The sequence below is a fragment of the Oceanirhabdus seepicola genome (assembly GCF_023684385.1).
Lineage (GTDB): Bacteria > Bacillota > Clostridia > Clostridiales > Clostridiaceae > Oceanirhabdus > Oceanirhabdus seepicola.
The window spans coordinates 322757-341122 of record NZ_JAGSOJ010000003.1 but is presented as its reverse complement, the minus strand read 5'-3'; the positions used below and the strand labels follow the sequence as shown (position 1 = coordinate 341122).

At 31.7% G+C, this 18366-nt stretch carries 16 protein-coding genes; all 16 read right to left on the bottom strand.

Annotation, left to right across the window (positions count from 1 at the left end; genetic code table 11):
• Positions 1-235: 235 nt before the first annotated feature.
• Positions 236-499 (bottom strand): 30S ribosomal protein S15, encoded by a 264-nt coding sequence (gene rpsO / locus KDK92_RS15415; protein WP_250860231.1) that lies wholly within the window; start codon positions 497-499, stop codon positions 236-238.
• Between the two features lie 114 nt (positions 500-613).
• Complete coding sequence (locus KDK92_RS15410; RefSeq protein WP_250860230.1) at positions 614-1531, bottom strand: bifunctional riboflavin kinase/FAD synthetase; 918 nt, start codon at positions 1529-1531, stop codon at positions 614-616.
• 9 nt (positions 1532-1540) lie between these two features.
• Positions 1541-2413 (bottom strand): tRNA pseudouridine(55) synthase TruB, encoded by an 873-nt coding sequence (gene truB, locus KDK92_RS15405; RefSeq protein WP_250860229.1) that lies wholly within the window; start codon positions 2411-2413, stop codon positions 1541-1543.
• Positions 2414-3370, bottom strand: coding sequence for a DHH family phosphoesterase (locus KDK92_RS15400; protein WP_250860228.1), 957 nt, complete (start codon positions 3368-3370; stop codon positions 2414-2416).
• A gap of 1 nt (position 3371) precedes the next feature.
• Positions 3372-3719, bottom strand: a complete 348-nt coding sequence (rbfA, locus tag KDK92_RS15395; protein WP_250860227.1) for a 30S ribosome-binding factor RbfA — start codon at positions 3717-3719, stop codon at positions 3372-3374.
• Positions 3720-3974: 255 nt separating this feature from the next.
• A complete protein-coding gene (gene infB / locus KDK92_RS15390) occupies positions 3975-6026 on the bottom strand; it encodes a translation initiation factor IF-2 (protein WP_250860226.1) in 2052 nt (683 codons plus the stop codon).
• Entirely contained in the window at positions 6013-6351 is a 339-nt protein-coding gene (locus KDK92_RS15385; protein WP_250860225.1) for a ribosomal L7Ae/L30e/S12e/Gadd45 family protein, read from the bottom strand. Before KDK92_RS15385 ends, infB begins: the two co-directional genes overlap by 14 nt.
• The gene (gene rnpM, locus KDK92_RS15380) at positions 6344-6610 is read right to left on the bottom strand and encodes an RNase P modulator RnpM (RefSeq protein WP_250860224.1); all 267 of its coding nucleotides are present in this window, start codon (positions 6608-6610) and stop codon (positions 6344-6346) included. The genes KDK92_RS15385 and rnpM overlap by 8 nt, the downstream gene beginning before the upstream one ends.
• Positions 6611-6626: 16 nt before the next feature.
• Positions 6627-7679, bottom strand: coding sequence for a transcription termination factor NusA (gene nusA / locus KDK92_RS15375; RefSeq protein WP_250860223.1), 1053 nt, complete (start codon positions 7677-7679; stop codon positions 6627-6629).
• A 2-nt stretch (positions 7680-7681) separates the two neighbouring features.
• Positions 7682-8143, bottom strand: a complete 462-nt coding sequence (rimP, locus tag KDK92_RS15370; RefSeq protein WP_250860221.1) for a ribosome maturation factor RimP — start codon at positions 8141-8143, stop codon at positions 7682-7684.
• Positions 8144-8285: 142 nt separating this feature from the next.
• Positions 8286-12614, bottom strand: coding sequence for a PolC-type DNA polymerase III (locus KDK92_RS15365; RefSeq protein ID WP_250860220.1), 4329 nt, complete (start codon positions 12612-12614; stop codon positions 8286-8288).
• Positions 12615-12916: 302 nt separating this feature from the next.
• Complete coding sequence (rseP, locus tag KDK92_RS15360; RefSeq protein WP_250860218.1) at positions 12917-13957, bottom strand: RIP metalloprotease RseP; 1041 nt, start codon at positions 13955-13957, stop codon at positions 12917-12919.
• A gap of 149 nt (positions 13958-14106) precedes the next feature.
• Positions 14107-15153: a flavodoxin-dependent (E)-4-hydroxy-3-methylbut-2-enyl-diphosphate synthase gene (ispG, locus tag KDK92_RS15355; RefSeq protein WP_250860216.1), complete on the bottom strand. Its 1047-nt coding sequence runs from the start codon at positions 15151-15153 to the stop codon at positions 14107-14109.
• Positions 15154-15168: 15 nt separating this feature from the next.
• Positions 15169-16209: an RIP metalloprotease RseP gene (gene rseP, locus KDK92_RS15350; protein ID WP_250860215.1), complete on the bottom strand. Its 1041-nt coding sequence runs from the start codon at positions 16207-16209 to the stop codon at positions 15169-15171.
• A gap of 1 nt (position 16210) precedes the next feature.
• Positions 16211-17374: a 1-deoxy-D-xylulose-5-phosphate reductoisomerase gene (gene dxr, locus KDK92_RS15345; RefSeq protein WP_250860214.1), complete on the bottom strand. Its 1164-nt coding sequence runs from the start codon at positions 17372-17374 to the stop codon at positions 16211-16213.
• The gene (locus KDK92_RS15340) at positions 17371-18366 is read right to left on the bottom strand and encodes an AI-2E family transporter (protein WP_250860213.1); all 996 of its coding nucleotides are present in this window, start codon (positions 18364-18366) and stop codon (positions 17371-17373) included. The genes dxr and KDK92_RS15340 overlap by 4 nt, the downstream gene beginning before the upstream one ends.

The window sequence follows — 18366 nt, the reverse complement described above, 5'->3', positions numbered from 1 at the left end:
TATGTATTATATCAAAATTTTATATTTCCAATTCATTTTAGAAATTTCCTATAGATATATATTATACCATATTATTATCAATTTTTCGTATTTTTCAAATAAAATGTGAATATAATTATTTTTATAAGTAATATTACTATTTATATTATTGTCAAAGTTATAAATTTTATTATAAAATTTATAATATTATGTCTTGTAGATATACAAATAAAGAGCGGCATTGCCACTCTTTTAATTATTTTCTTATTCCTAATTTCTTGATTAAAGCACGATACTCATTAATATCTCTAGCTTTGATGTAGCTAAGGAATCTCTTTCTTTGACCTATCATCATGAATAATCCTCTTCTTGAGTGATGGTCTTTCTTGTGCATTTTTAAATGCTCTGTTAAATGCTTAATTCTGTGAGTAAGTAATGCTACTTGTACTTCTGCTGAACCAGTATCTCCTTCACATTTTCCGTACTCTTTAATGATTTCTAACTTAGTTGCTTTATCCATCTTTACACCTCCAAATTTATCCCCACTATCCAAGATAACGTTGGTGAATCGCAAATCTTAGAATAGGGTTCTACGCAATTATAGCAGATAATTAATTAAATGTAAAACATTTTTTTAAAACCACATAATTTGTTGTTCTACAAATTCTTTATCCTTTTGAATCTGCCTTTTCAACAATTCAATATTTTTGAATTTTTTCTCATCTCTAATTCTATCAATAAAGTGTAGTTTAAAGTAATTGTCATAAACATCTTTATCAAAATCTAAAAGATGTGTTTCTATACTTAATTTATTCCCATTTACCGTTGGATTATACCCTACATTAGTAATTCCTTTGAAGTATTGACCTTCAATTTCTGCTACAGTATAATAAACTCCACCCCTTGGTACTAGATTCTTTATGTTGTAATCAATATTTATTGTTGGAAACCCAATTGTTCTACCAATCTGTTTACCTCGGATTACTATACCATCCATAACAAAACTATGACCTAAAAATTTATTAGCTGTTGCAATTTGACCTTCAATAATTAATCCTCTTATAAGAGTACTACTTACTGGTGTATCTCCAATTTTTACAGGATTTACCACGTGAAGTTCAAATCCTAGATTCTTTTGCATACTCTTTAATAATTCAACATCCCCAAGATTTTTGTATCCAAAACGATAGTTATAACCAACAATTATATGTTTTGCTCCATATTTTTCTGTTAAAAGCCTAATGAACTCTTCTGGACTCCATTCCATGAACTCGCTATTGAACTGAGTTAGAGCTAATAAATCTACTCCGAGCTTTTCAAAATACTCTATCTTTACTTTATTACTCATTATTAGTTTTGGCGTTCTATGAGAATTTATGACGCTTAGAGGATGATTACCAAAGGTATAAACCATACTTTGAATTCCCAACATTTGTCCAATTTCTATTGCAGTTTCAATCAACTTTCTATGACCAATATGTATTCCGTCAAAACTTCCAAGAACTATTACAGTATCTTCCTGTATTCTACCATCATCTTTTAATAATTTCATAAACATCACCTAACTATATCTTTTGAATATTTTAAATCCATTTTCACCAAGTTCTCCAAGACCTATAAAGCCACATTCAAAGTCATACACCCTGTATGCTTTATTCTTTTTCAACGTACTTGTAAGCGCCTTATCCTTTACCACTACTCCGTTAGATACTAATTTTGAGAATTTTTCATTTAGATTCAATTCATTAAGATTACTGAAAATATCTTCTATAGAAATAATATTATTTAATATATCATTCTTCTCAATTCCACTTATATCTATAGAATCCTCAACATTAAAAATACCACTCTTAAGTCTTGTAAGGGAAGTCATTACCCCACCGTTGTTTAATTCTTTTCCTATATCAAAACAAAGACTTCTGATATACGTACCTTTAGAACATTTCACATCAAATTTTATATATGGGATATTCACTTCTACATTACTAATATTATGTATAGTTATTTTTCGTCCCTTTATCTCAACTTCTTTACCTTCTCTAGCATATTCATATAAGCGTTTCCCAGCAACCTTAATTGCTGAGTAAATAGGAGGAATTTGTTCATATGTTTTAATGAATGAGTTAACCACTTTAACTACTTCTTCTTCAGTTATATGTGAAAAATCGAAAGTCTCTGTGACTTCACCTTCTATATCATACGTATCTGTAATTTCCCCTAACTTCATTTCTGCTCTATATATCTTTTCTTCAGACATAATTAGTTCAGCAAATTTCGTACCTTTTCCTATACAAATTGGTAGTACTCCTTCTGCCATTGGATCTAATGTTCCTGTATGCCCTACTTTTTTCATATTTAATGTTTTCTTTATAATTCTAACAACATCAAAAGATGTTATTCCCTTAGGTTTATTAATATTGATTATTCCATTCATCTAAATAAGTCCTTTTAAATAATTTATTATTTTCTCCTTGATTTCATCTGTAGAGAGTTCACTTTTGAATCCAGCTGCTCTTACATGCCCACCACCATCAAATAATCCTGCCATTTTACAAACATCAATATATTTTTTTGACCTCAAGCTAACTTTTTGGTATTCACAATTACTTTTTATCAACATTACCGCTTCAACAGTATCAATTTTAGTCCCTAAATTTATCAAATCTCCAATATCTTCATTCTCTGCTTCCAGCTTTTCAATATCACTTTGTTTTATTTCCATAATACACAGTTTATTATTATAATACATTTCCATACTTTCAATTGCCGTTGCATACAATTTGATTTGTTTAAAAGATTTATTTTCGTATATTTTATCATGTATCTCAGTAAAGTTAATTCCTTTTGAAATTAATTCACCGGCAATTTGATGAGTTCTTTTACTAGTATTACTGTATTTAAAAGAACCTGTATCAGTAAGCAATGCTGTATATAAACACTTACTTATATTTTCATCAAGTTCTATTTCAAGTGATTTCGCTAATTCAAAAACCAGTTCTCCAGCAGCTGATCTGCCCGAATCGACCCAATTTATATTTCCATATTCTTCATTAGATTTATGATGATCTATATTTATAATATTATTTCTAAACTTATCAATATTTATATTCAAGTTAATTCTTTCAACATTTCCACAGTCGAGTACAATTAAAATATCATTTTCCTCAATGATATCTTCTTCAGTAACTTTTATACTGCTATAATAAGGTAAAAATGAAAATTCTTTAGGTGGACGTTCTTTAAAAACCACTTGAACCTCATTTTTAATTTTCTTTAAACAGCCATAAAGCCCTAGTGAACTACCTAATGAATCACCATCTAGGGATGTATGTGCTGTTATTACCACCTTATCCGCATTTAATATTAAGTCTTTAATAAGATTAGTATCCATTCTATTTTTCCTTTATTTCTCTTAATAGTTTATCAATTTTCATACCATATTCTAGCCCTTCATCAAGTTCAATTATAACCTGCGGAATGTGTCTCATGCTTATTGTTCTACCAAGCTCTTTTCTTATAAAGCCTTGACTTTTTTTCAATGCTTTCATAGACTCACTTTTTTCTTTTTCACTTCCAAAAATACTTACATAAATCTTAGCATAACTATAGTCATTTGTAACATCAACTCTTGTAACACTTATCATTCCTGATAATCTAGGGTCTTTAACCTTAGAATTAATGATAGCACTTACATTTTTTTTAATTTCTTCATTTATTCTTCCACTTCTATGTTTAGTCATATCTTCATCTCCTTTGAATATAGATTACCACCTTAATCTTAAAATTATTATTTTAAGATTAAGGCACATTCAAAAACTAAATTAATCATCTTGCTCGTTCTTTTGACTATTTTCATCGTTACTCAATCACTTACATACACTTGTATGCGCATAATTGAGTGCCTAGAAAACACTCAAAATCACTTCGCAATCTGACTAGTTTATTTTTTTCATGCGCCTAAAGTAGTTTCATTTTCTATATATTATTTTAGATTATTATAAGCTCTTTATTTTTATCTCTTCGATAATATAAGCTTCAATTAAATCTCCAATTTTTATGTCATTAAATCTTTCAATTGTTACACCACATTCATACCCTGTGTTAACTTCTTTAACATCATCTTTAAATCTCTTTAGGGAACCTAAATCTGTATCTAAAATTACAATTCCTTGTCTTATTATACGAACTTTACTGTTTCTAGTTATCTTACCAGTTTGAACATAACATCCAGCAATTGTTCCCACATTTGAAACCTTATAAGTTTCTCTAACTTCTAGTGTACCTAAAACAACTTCTTTATATTCAGGATCAAGCAATCCAACCATAGCAGATTTTATATCTTCTAAAGCATCATAGATTATTCTATAAGTCTTGATTTCAACTTCTTCTTTTTCTGCCATTGCACTAGCATTAACAGTTGGTCTAACATTAAATCCAATTATTAATGCATTGGAAGCACTAGCTAGAGTAATATCTGTTTCTGAAATTGCACCTACAGCTCCATGAATAACTCTAACTTTAACTGTATTTGTAGATAGTTTTTCAAGAGATTGAATAATTGCTTCAACAGAACCTTGAACGTCAGCTTTAACAATTAAATCAAGTTCTTTAACTTTACCTTCTTGTATTTGACTGTAAAGATCTTCAAGGGATACCTTATGGCTCTTTTGGAATTTTTCCTGTCTTATACTCTCTGCTTTTTTATCCGCTCTTGCTCTAGCAGTCTTCTCATCTTTAGCAACAACAAATCTTTCTCCTGAACTTGGTACATCTGATAATCCAAGAATTTCAGCTGGCATTGATGGTCCCGCTTCCTTAATTTTCTCACCCTTATCATTAAACATTGCTCTGATTCTACCATATGTTGTACCAACATATATTGAATCTCCAACTTTTAATGTTCCATTTTGAACTAGTAATGTAGCAACTGGACCTCTACCTTTGTCAAGTCTAGCCTCTACTACTGTTCCTTTTGCATTTCTATCAGGATCTGCTTTTAATTCCATCATTTCAGATGAAAGAACAACCATTTCTAATAATTGCTCTAAACCTTCTCTTGTATGAGCTGATACAGGAACACATATTACGTCTCCACCCCAGTCCTCTGCTACAAGTCCATGTTCAGTTAATTCTTGCTTAACTCTATCAGGGTTCGCTCCAACCTTATCCATTTTGTTTATTGCAATAATCATTGGAACCTCTGCTGCTTTACAGTGGTTAATCGCCTCAACTGTTTGTGGCATTATACCATCGTCAGCTGCAACAACTAATATAACTATATCTGTAATTTTTGCTCCTCTAGCACGCATAGCTGTAAAAGCTTCATGTCCAGGTGTATCTAAGAAAGTTAATGTCTCATTATTTACTTTAACAGTGTAAGCACCTATATGTTGAGTTATTCCTCCTGCTTCAGTAGATGTAACATCTGTTTGCTTTATAGCATCTAGTAATGATGTTTTTCCATGGTCAACGTGTCCCATAACAGTAATAATAGGTGAACGTTTAACTCCATTGATGTCTTCTTCTAAATCAGTATCTTCCTCAACTGCGCCTTCTTCTTCTTCTTTTTCAATAGCTTGAACATCGAATTTTTTACATAATTTTTCTGCAGTTTCAAAATCTATCTCTTGATTAATCCCTGCCATTACACCAACAAATATAAGCTCTCTAATAACCTCAGTTACAGGTTTTTTAAGTTTATCAGAAAGTTCTTTTACAGAAATTGTTCCTTCAATTTCTATGAACTCTAATAATTCTTCTTCAACTTCTCCGCTCTTTTTAGATGCTTTTTTATCTGTTTTCTTAATTTTTTCTTTTTTAATATTCTTGACTACGTTTTCATTTTCAATGCTCTCATACAACTCAACTACTTCTGACTCTTTCTCAACCGAACCAATTAATTCCTTTATTAACTCAGCATCCTCTTCCTCAATAACACTCATATGATTCTTAACCTTTACACTGAACTCTTCTAACAAAATTTTTATTAAATCTTTACTAGGCACGTTTAATTCCTGCGCTAATTCATATACTCTAATTTTTGTCAATATGGTCACCCCCGCATTTAATATCTTCTTGCCATAGTTCCCAAAGTTTTCTTGCAAACCCTTTATTATCTATGGATACTACTTTTATCATTTTATCTTTTCCGAGTAATCTTCTCAATTCTTCACTCGAAGCATTTAAAATCATTTTAACATTATGTTTTTCGCAACTATTTTTAAATTTCTTAAGTGAGTTTTGAGATAATTCTTCACTTGTAATAATCAAGGACGATCTATTTACCAAAATAGCTTCCTCACATTTATTGTATCCCACTGAAACTTTTCCAGCTTTTTTAGCCATTCCAATAAGGTTATAAAATTTATTCATTTACTATTTCTTCCTTCAGCTTATCATATATTTCCTGTTCAATCTTCATTTTAAAACTTCGTTCTACTCTTCTACTTTTCATTCCTTTTTCTAAGCATTCTAAACTATTGCACACATATGCGCCTCGCCCTGGTTTTTTACCGACTTTATCTATCGATACTTCCCCTTCTTTATTCTTAACTATTCTTATTAGTTCTTTTTTAGGCTTCATTTCACCGCAACCGATACACTTTCTTTTAGAAATCTCTCTTGTTTTCATTTAAATCACCTCAAACTTATTCTGTTATTTGAGATTTGCTTTTGATATCAATCTTCCAACCAGTAAGCTTAGCCGCTAATCTAACATTCTGACCTTCTTTACCTATTGCAAGTGAAAGTTGCCCATCATCTACAACGACACTAGCTATTTTGTTTTCTTCATTTAATATATCTACACTACATACTTTAGCTGGGCTTAAAGAATTTGAAATAAACACTTCTGGATCCTTGCTCCACTTAACTATATCTATTTTCTCGTTATTAAGCTCATTTACTATACTCTGAACTCTACTTCCCTTTGGTCCAACACATGAACCCATTGGATCAACATTCTCATCATGAGAGTACACTGCTACCTTACTTCTTGATCCAGGTTCACGAGAAATTCCTTTTATTTCAACTATACCATTGAATATTTCTGGAACTTCTAGTTCAAACAAACGTCTAACCAAGCCAGGATGTGTTCTTGAAACAACAATTTGAGGTCCTTTAGTTGTCTTTTTAACTTCTACAATATATAACTTGATTTTTTCATTGAAATCATAAGCTTCAGTAGGGATTTGTTCATTAGGTCCTAGAATTGCTTCAATCTTACCTAAATTAACAAATACATTTCCTCTTTCTTTTCTAATTATTACTCCAGTTATGATATCATATTCTTTCTCAAGATACTCGTTGTAAATAACATTTCTTTCAGCTTCTTTAATTCTTTGAATAACAACCTGTTTTGCATTTTGAGCTGCTACTCTTCCAAATTCTCTTGGTGTAACTTCAATCTCAACTATATCATCTATTTGATATCTTGCACTGATAATTCTAGCCTCTTCAAGACTTATTTCTGTTGTCTCATCAAACATTTCATCTACTACAGTTTTTTGAGCATAAACATGTATTTCCCCATCTTCTCTAGAAATTGTTACTCTTACATCGTGTGTACTATTTGATATCTTTGAATAGTTCTTTTTGTATGCAGAAACTAATGCATCTTCTACGGCATTAAATAAAAAATCTTCGCTAATACCTTTGATTTTTACAATTTCCTTTAATGCACTTACAAATTCTTCATTCATTTTTAAAACTCCCCTTTTAGTTTAATTCTCTTAATTTTTTCAGTTGGAATAGTCCACACTTCTTCGCCTTCAATAATTATTTCGTTCTCATTAAAATCTTTTAAAACCCCTACTACCTTCTTTTTACCACAATGTAATTTAGATAATGCCACTTTCACCTCATGATTCAAATATCTTCTATAGTGTTCCTCTGTATATAATATTCTCTCAATTCCTGGTGAAGAAATTTCAAGATAATATGCTTCATCTATAGGGTCTTCTACATCTAGATAATCACTACTCAACTTTTTAGTAATATCAACACAATTATTAATTGTAACTCCGCTCTCAGAATCAATATATATTCTTAAATAGAATTCATTGTTCTCTTTCACATATTCGATATGATATAACTCGAACCCTTCATTGTTTACTATAGCTTTAACTCTATCTCTTAATTCATTAAGTTTTACTTCTGTAATCACTAGTATACCTCCTTTTTCCATTTCAATTAAACAAATAGAGTGGAGATAAACTCCACTCTATTTATGAAAGTCTTCTATTATATTTTCTATTATTCATTGTAACATAGAAAAAATTCATTTTCAAGGAAGAATTATCTTATTTTTAGAAGAATGAGAGTTGATTGCTTTCAGGCATTCCTTTCAAACAGCCATGTTCATTCAGCCCTTCTATGACAGTCTTTGTAACTTTTGCTCTTTTTCTTAAATCTTCTTTAGATAAAAATTCCCCATTCTTTCTAGCTTCGCCCATACTTTTAGCCGCATTTTCTCCTACACCTTCAATAGCACTAAGAGGCATTCTTATTTTCCCATCCTCAATAGTAAAATCAATTGGATGTGATATATATAAATCTACTGGTAGAAATTCTATTTCTCTTAATCGCATCTCATGTACCAATTCTAATGTAGTTAATAATCCCTTATCTTTATTACTTGCAGCATTACCTTCATTATTTATCTCTTCCATTTTTGCAAGAACTGCATCCTGACCCCTTATAATTAAGTTTCCATCAAACTCATCCGCTCTAATAGTGAGATACGCGCAATAATAGGCCTGCGGTTTATACACTTTAAAGTAAGCAATCCTTATAGCCATCATAACATATGCAGCTGCGTGCCCTTTAGGGAACATGTATTTTATTCTTTTACAAGATTCAATATACCAATCAGGTACATTATTCTCTTTCATAACTTTCTCATATTCCTCACTTACACCCTTACCTTTTCTAACCTTCTCCATTATTGTAAATGCTATTGCAGGTTCAACACCTTTGTATATTAAATAAACCATGATGTCATCTCTTGTAGAGATACAATCTTTAAGTGTAGTATACCCTTCCTTGATAAAATATTGCGCATTATTTAACCAAACATCTGTACCATGAGAAAGCCCTGATATTCTTACAAGATCCGAAAAAGTTTTTGGCTTTGTATCAAGTAACATCTGTCTAACGAATTTTGTTCCAAACTCTGGAATCCCATAACATCCTACTGGACAACCTAGATCTTCTTCTGTTATTCCCAGCCCCTTTGTTGAGGTAAATAAAGATAATACCTTTTCGTCCCCCAATGGAACACTCTGTGGCTCTATACCAGTTATGTCTTTAAGCATTCTCAGTACAGTTGGATCATCGTGTCCAAGTATGTCAAGCTTAAGTAATCTACCACTTATTGAATGATAATCAAAATGTGTTGTTATTATATCAGATGTTGGATCGTCGGCCGGATGCTGTATTGGACAAAAATTAAATATCTCCTGATCACTTGGAACAACCATTATACCACCTGGATGCTGACCTGAAGTTCTCTTTGCGCCTGTCAACCCTTTAGATAACCTATCCACTTCTGCACCTGGAAGAATCATATCTTTATCTTTTAAATAATTCATTACATATCCATAAGCTGTTTTATCTGCAACTGTACCGATTGTTCCAGCTTTAAATGTATATCCCTTTCCAAATAGAACTTCGCAATATCTATGAATATCTCCCTGGTTATCTCCTGAGAAGTTAAGATCTATATCCGGTTCCTTATCTCCTTCAAACCCAAGGAAAGTCTCAAAGGGAATATCAAATCCATCCTTGTTTAACATCTCTCCACACTTAGGACATTCCTTATCTTCCATATCTACCCCAGCACCAACACTACCATCAGTAATAAACTCACTATATTTACACTTTCTACACACATAATGTGGCGGCAATCCATTAACCTCTGTTATATCAGACATAGTAGCCGCAAATGAAGACCCAACTGACCCTCTGGAACCAACAAGATATCCATCCTGATATGATTTAGCTACTAGTTTCTGTGCTATTAGATATAGTACTGCGTACCCATTTCCAATTATAGATGTTAATTCTTTCTTTAACCTTTTTGAAACAATCTCAGGAAGATTCTCTCCATATATGTTTCTAGCTTTCTCCCAACACATGGATTCTAGTTCCTCTTCCGCTCCCTCAATTTTAGGTGTGAAAGTTTCATCTGGTATAGGTTTAACCATCTCAATCCAATCTGAAACCTTATTTGTATTTTTAACAACTACATCATATGCTGCATGAGAACCAAGGTATCTAAACTCTTTTAACATCTCATCAGTAGTTTTAAAGTACAGTGGTGGCTGATATTCTGCATCAGAGAATCCTTTACTAACCATTAAAATTTTTCTGTATACTTCATCATGAGGATCTAAAAAATGAACATCCCCTGTAGCAACTACAGGTTTATCCATTTCAAGCCCTAGTTCATAAATAGCTTTATTTATTTCTTGTAATTCTGAAACTCCATTTACTATACCTTTTCTAATCATAAATTCATTGTTACCTGTTGGTTGTATCTCTAAATAATCATAAAAAGAAGCAATTTCTTTTAAGTCATCTTTACTTTTACCTGCAAGAAAAGCTTTATATAGTTCTCCTGCTTCACATGCTGATCCAATTATAACCCCTTCTCTATGTTCCATAATCATGCTCTTTGGCATTCTAGGTCTCCTAAAGAAATAGTCTAGATTTGATTTAGAAATCATCTTATATATATTTTTCAATCCTACCTGATTTTTTGCAAAAAGAATAATGTGATGGGTTGGAGCTTTTAGCACATTAAACTCATCAGAATAGGCGGTATTAATATCTTTCAAATATTTTAAGCCCTTGACCTCATTAAGATTCTTGAAACAATGAAGAAATATCTCCGCAGTAGCTTCTGCATCATCAACTGCTCTATGATGGTTGTCTAGAGATATTTTTAGATGCTTCGCAATTGTCTTAAGTTTAAATGTCTTAAGTTCAGGAATAACATATTTACATAATGCCACTGTATCTATTGTGGCGTTCTTAAATTCAAGATCAAGTCTATTGCAATTTGTGTTTATAAAGGAACAATCAAAGGCTGCATTGTGAGCAACAACAACTGCCCCATCAGTAAATTCGAGAAATTCTGGCATCACTTCTTCTATAGTCTTTGCATCCCTTACCATATCATTATTAATTCCAGTAAGTTCAATTATATCAAATGGAATTTTTCTCTCAGGATTAACGAAAACATTAAATCTGTCAATAATTTTTCCTTCTTGAATTTTCACAGCACCTATTTCAATTATCCTATCATTCTTTGGTGAAAAACCTGTAGTTTCCAAGTCGAATACAACAAAAGAACTATGAATTGTTTCTTCTTTTAGTACCTTAAAGTTATCTAATACTATTGGTTCACCGTCATTAACTAAATAGCCTTCAATACCATAAATAATTTTTATACCATGTTTCTTAGCTGCATCCATAGCTTCTGGGAAAGCCTGCGCAACACCATGATCCGTAATCGCAACAGCTTTATGTCCCCACTTCGCAGCTCTTTTAACAACATCACTTGCAGAAACAACAGCGTCCATCGAACTCATCTGAGTATGTAGATGTAGCTCCACCCTCTTTTCACTAGCTGTATCCATCTTCTCTATTTTCTGCAACTTTGATATATCTCTTCCCATTACTACTATCTCTCTTGAGAATGTATCTAACAGAGCTTCACCTCTAACTTTACACACAAAACCTTTTTTAACTTCTTCAAGTACAGCTTCCTCATCCTTTGGTTTTAAGAATATCTTTACAGTTATTGAACTTGTATAATCTGTTATATTAAACATTAATATCTTCTTACCAGTTCTTGTTTCTTTAATATTAACAGCGAAAACTTCACCTTCAATAGCTACAACACCTGATGTCTCATCAATATCAATTATATTCATTGAATCTATAGTAATACTTCTTCCTAAGATTACACTCTTATCATCTGATTTGGAATTCACACAAATTCTTTTCTTAGGTTCTGGTTTTTTTTCTTCCTTTTTAGATGAATCCTTTTGAGGATTTACCCCTATGTTAGCGAAAACCTCCTGTACCAAATACTTATTTTGATTTTCTTTGCTTTTTCTATACTCGTCTAATCCAAATCCCTTATTTTCATGTAATAATTCTACTGAGCAACTAACACCAAAAATACTGCTTATCGTATCTCTCATGAAAGTTTCAACTCTACGGTCTTTCAATTTGTTATAAAGAAACTCATTATCAAGGGAAATTTTGATACTATCTCCTGAAATCTCTTTTGCACAATTAAGTAACGCCCCTTTACATACTGGCAACGTCTTACCAACAGTATTTAATAAATCACTCCAATATTTTTGACAAACTTCTTCTAAAGTAACTCCTGAAATATCTCGAAACCATAATACCTGCATTTTTTCGCTTCCTGGTATAACGCCTTCTAATAATCTTTCAATTCTCTGCTTATCAATTTCATCTATTTCAATATTATGTTTTAATTCTACTTTTATTCTTTTAGTCTTCTTAGATAAGACAACCTTACATACTTCAACATCACTAAGAATACTTGCAAGCCCATCTTCCTTAAGCTTTATTAATTCATTAAGATATTTACCCATGTTCCCCTCCGTAGCAATCTTAGTTCATAACCCTTAATTATAAAAGGCACGCTCTGCGTGCGCTTTTCTATTTACTCCCCTTACGGAGCCCTCTTTAATACGTATAAAATTAAAAATAATAAGAGAATAGGGTAAACCCTATTCTCTCTATATATAATATTACAATTGTTGAATTTGTGCAATAAGAGCATGGACCAATTCTTCCTCAGGGGCTTTTTTGAACTACAATTTTTCTCCGTCCTCAATATGGACATTTCCAACTTTAAGTCTTTTCGTTTTTTTCTAACTTAAGTAACTTCCTTCTAAATTACAGGATATAGAACATCTTTGATTGTAACCAACACCATTAATGCTAGCAATGCTATGAAACCAATATAATTTATCTTTCCAACAACATCCTCATTAAACTTCTTACCTGTAATCATTTGAAGAATAAGTATTAATATCCACCCACCATCTAAAGCAGGAAATGGTAGAATATTAAATATTGCCAATTGCACACTAACTATTGCCATAAAATAGATAAGGGGTAATATTCCTGCTTTAGCGAATTTACCAGTTACTTTAAGTATTGTAACAGGTCCGCCCACATCATCTTTTGAGGCTTTGCCTTTAAATGCTTTCCCAAAGAATCCAAATGTCTGTTTTATATTACTATTCACTTCCATTAAACCTAAATTTAGCGATTTACCAAAAGAAGGTTTTATCACCTCAGCAACAATACCAACCTCAAAACTCTTTCTACCATCTTCTTCAACTTCCGTAGGAACTATATTAAATTCCATAATCTCTCCATCTCTATCTACCTTAAGATCTACTGCTTCACCTTTATTCTCACTCATGATAGTCATAAAATCAGTCCATGTATCTATTTTTTTATCATTAGCTTTAAGAATTTTATCGCCTTCTTTTATCCCTGTCTTTATTGCAGCACCATCTTTTAGCACTTCACCAACATTTGGCACAGGAGTTCCTCTAAAACTATAAACCATACCAAAAAGTAATATAGCTAATATAAAGTTAAATATAGGACCTGCAGCAACTATTGTTAACCTTCTCCAGTTTGCTTTGTTAGCAAAGGCTCTCTTGTCTTCACACTCACCTTCTTCGCCAAGCATCTTAACATATCCACCTATTGGTAACATTCTAACATTATATTCTGTTTCTTTCCCTTTAACTCCAAAAATCCTTTTACCCATTCCTATTGAAAACTCTTCTACTTTAACTCCATTTAACTTTGCTAATATAAAATGACCTAATTCATGCCATATAACCAACACACTAAAGGCAAGTAGCCCCATAATTATAAATGGTATATTTTTCACAATAATCTCTAAACTCATATTAGTTTCCCCCTAAATATAAAGCATATAAATCTTCCCTAATTCTCTTAAAATATTATGTTACTTTAAATTATCTGAGTAAAATACGTTTAATATAGTAATTTATAAAAAACAAGAGACTAGGGTAAACCTACTCTCTATATCTCATATTACAATTGTTCAATTTGTGCGATAAGTTCATCAACCAATTCTTCCTCAGGTACTTTTTTTATAATCTCACCTTTTTTAAATATTAAGCCTACTCCTTTACCTCCAGCTATTCCAATGTCAGCTTCCCTTGCTTCTCCTGGTCCATTTACAGCACAACCCATAACAGCTACTCTGATATTTTTTTTGACATTACTTAACCGTTCTTCCACCTGAGTTGCTATGCCAATAAGATCTATTTCAGTCCTTCCGCAGGTAGGACATGATATAAACTCAATTCCTTCTTTTATTAAATTCAATGATTTCAAAATCTCTTGCCCAACTTTCACCTCTTCAACAACATCTCCTGTGAGTGATACCCTTAATGTATCTCCTATTCCCTCACTAAGAAGCGTACCAATTCCAATTGCCGACTTGATTGTTCCTCTCCATGGAGTACCTGATTCTGTAACACCAAGATGAAGAGGGTAATCAACTTTTTCACTCATTAATCTATAGCATTCTATTGTTTTATATACATCCGAACATTTGATTGAAATTACAATATCATAAAACTCTAATTTTTCAAGAATTTTAACATGACCTAGTGCACTTTCTACAAGAGCCTCTGGTACTGGTGAACCATATTTTTCAAGTATCTCTTTTTTTAAAGAACCAGAATTAACGCCAATTCTAATCGGAATATTTTTTTTCTTAGCAGCTTCAACAACAGCCTTAACTTTCTCTTCACTACCAATATTCCCAGGATTAATTCTAATCTTACTTGCACCATTTTCAATAGCCTTCAATGCTAATTGATAATCAAAGTGTATATCCGCAACAACCGGTAAATTAACATTCTTTACTATTTCTCCTAAAGCTTCAGCCGCCACCATGTCAGGTACAGCACATCTAACTATATCACACCCTGCCGATTCCAACAGTTTTATCTGTGCAACAGTAGCTTTAACATCTCTTGTATCTGTATTTGTCATTGACTGAACAGCTATTTTTTCTCCATCCCCAATGTAGATGTTCCCTATTTTAATTCTTCTTGTACTTTTTCTCACTTTAGTCACTTCCTTTTAAATTACCGGATATAATACGTCTTTGATTGTAACCAATACCATTAATCCTAGTAATACCATAAAACCAATATAGTTTATCTTTCCTACAATATCCTCATTAAACTTCTTACCTGTAATCATTTGAAGAATAAGTATTAATATCCATCCACCATCTAAAGCAGGGAATGGGAGTATATTAAATATAGCTAATTGCACACTAATAATTGCCATAAAGTTGATAAGAGGTAATAATCCCGCTTTCGCAACTCTACCTGTTAATTTAAATATTGTAACAGGTCCACCTACATCATCTTTTGAGGCTTTTCCTTTAAATGCTTTTCCAAAAAATCCAAATGTTTGTTGAACCATACTCTTAGTTTCTTTAACCCCTAACTCTAAAGCTTTCCCAAAAGAAGGTTTTATCACCTCTGGGGCAATACCAACTATATATCTCGTTCTACCCTCTTCCTCTATTTCTTTAGGGACAATATTAAATTCAATTATTTCTCCCTCTCTATCTATCTTAAGATCCACCGATTCCCCTTTATTATCGCTCATTACAACTAAGAAATCAGTCCATGTATTGATTTTCTTTTCATTCGCTTCAATAATTTTATCGCCTTCTTTAATACCTACGCTTATTGCAGGAGCATCTTTTGTTAGTTCAGCAACATTTGGCACTAAAGTTCCAGTAAGACTATAAACCATACCAAAAAGAAGAATAGCTAATATAAAGTTAAATATTGGACCTGCAGCAACTATTGTTAACCTTCTCCAGTTGGCTTTATTGGCAAAGGCTCTCTCGTCTTTACACTCGCCTTCCTCACCAAGCATCTTAACATATCCACCAATTGGTAACATTCTAACATTATATTCTGTTTCTTTCCCGTTAACTCCAAAAATCTTTTTACCCATTCCTACTGAGAACTCTTCTACTTTAACTCCATTTAACTTTGCTAATATAAAATGACCTAATTCATGCCATATAACCAACACACTAAAAGCAAGTAGCCCCATAATTATAAATGGTATATTTTTTACTATGATCTCTAAACTCATATTATTTTCCTCCTAAATATAAACCATATAAATCTTTTCTAATTCTTTTATCTATCTGAATAATGTCTTCTAATGTTGGCTTAGACATATATTCATAATTATTTAAACATCTTTCTACGATTTCATTAATTTCTAAATATTTTATAACTCCATTTAAAAATAGATCTACTGCCACTTCATTACTTGTGTTCAATATCACCCCTGCATTTCCCGAAGCCTTTCCAGCCTGATATGCTAATTTCAAACAAGTAAAAGTATCTGTATCAGGTCTTTCAAAAGTTAATTGACCAATATCAAAAAGATTCAATTCTTTTATGTTACAATCAATTCTTTTAGGATATGTAAGTGCATATTGTATAGGCAATTTCATATTTGGGTTACTCAATTGTGCAATAATACTATTATCTTTATACTCAACCATAGAATGTATTATACTTTCTGGGTGAACCACTACATTGATTTTATCATAATCTACTCCATACAACCAATGAGCTTCAATTACTTCCAACCCTTTATTCATTAACGTTGAAGAATCAACACTTATTTTCATCCCCATATTCCACTTAGGATGTCTTACTGCATCCTCAGGTGTAATATTAATTAGTTCTTCTTTTTTCTTTCCTCTGAAAGGTCCTCCTGATGCTGTTATATGCAACCTTTTGATATCTTCTCTTTTTTCCCCTTGCAAACATTGAAAAAGAGCATTATGCTCTGAGTCAACAGGTAGTATATCAACATTTCTTCTTCTAGCTGCTTCCATAACATGACGTCCACCAGCTACCAAAGTTTCTTTATTCGCCAATGCAATTGTTGTTCCATTCTCAATGGCCTTCATTGTAGGCTTCAAACCAACCATTCCCACAACCGAAGTAACCAAAATATCATTTTCTTTAATTTCACTTACCTTTTCTAAAGATTCAATACCCCTATAAAGACTTAACTTCTTATTTTTATCTTTACAATAATCTTTTATTATGTCATAAGCATTGTCTTCAGTCACAACAACAACTTCCGGTGAAAATTCTTCTATTATTTCAATAGTTTTTTTATAGTTACTGTGAGAACTAATCCCAGTTAAATTGAATGCTTTCCGGTTTTCTCTTAGTACTTCCATTGTTTGACTACCAATTGAACCAGTAGCTCCTATAATACCTACATTTTTCATATTCTGCCTCCGTCATATTCTTGTATATTATATCCTTTTATCCATTCTTTTATTGTTATAGCACAAAATAATAACATGAGAGAACCGGTAAACCCTTGAATCTGGTACCCCATATATACTGAGATAAATAACATCAATGGATGTATATTCAAAGAACTACTAGCGAATTTAGTTTGAAGTATCTCTCTTGTTATGGATATATATAAGTATAAAATACCTAATCCAATAACAAGAACGTATTTTTTATAATATAGATTAATCAATATTAAAGGTATAAATACTAATAACATACCTACAATTGGAAGTATATCAAGTATACCACAGATTATTCCATAAGATAAAAAATCATTTATACCTAAAACCATAAAACCTAAAGTTATCTGAAGAGCCGAAAATCCTACAAGCATTAGCTGAATTTTGAAATACGCTCTAAACTCATTAAGTTTCCTTGTGAAAAAATTTAATGATTCATGCCCCATTAAACTTCTTATTACTTTTATAATTGATTCTTTATCTTTAAGTGCAAAGAAAAGCATAATATTTGCAAAAATGTATGTACTAAGACTATTTGTAGTATAAGTTGCTCCTTTTGTTAAAATCATACCACTTAAGTTCGTTAATTGACTATATAACTTCGTCATTAACTCTTCATATTTAATATTATTTTCCAGATTCAGCAACAGAATTTTAATGTTATTTACAACATTAACAGCTCCACACCTTAAAATGTAAATTATCTTATTGTAAAAAAAACCACCTATAAATATTATCAAAAGAACTACTATTGTATTTATAATTAAAATTAAAATAGTAGCTCTAATATTGGCGTTTGTCAACTTCTTCTTTAATAGTCCATCTATAGGAATTGCCATTATAAGAAGTATTAGAAACAAAATCATAGGTTTAAAAAAATGATTTATAAATACCGCTCCTAAAGCAAAAATCCCAAACAATACTATAACTTCAATAAAAACTCTTCTTCTTTTATTCAC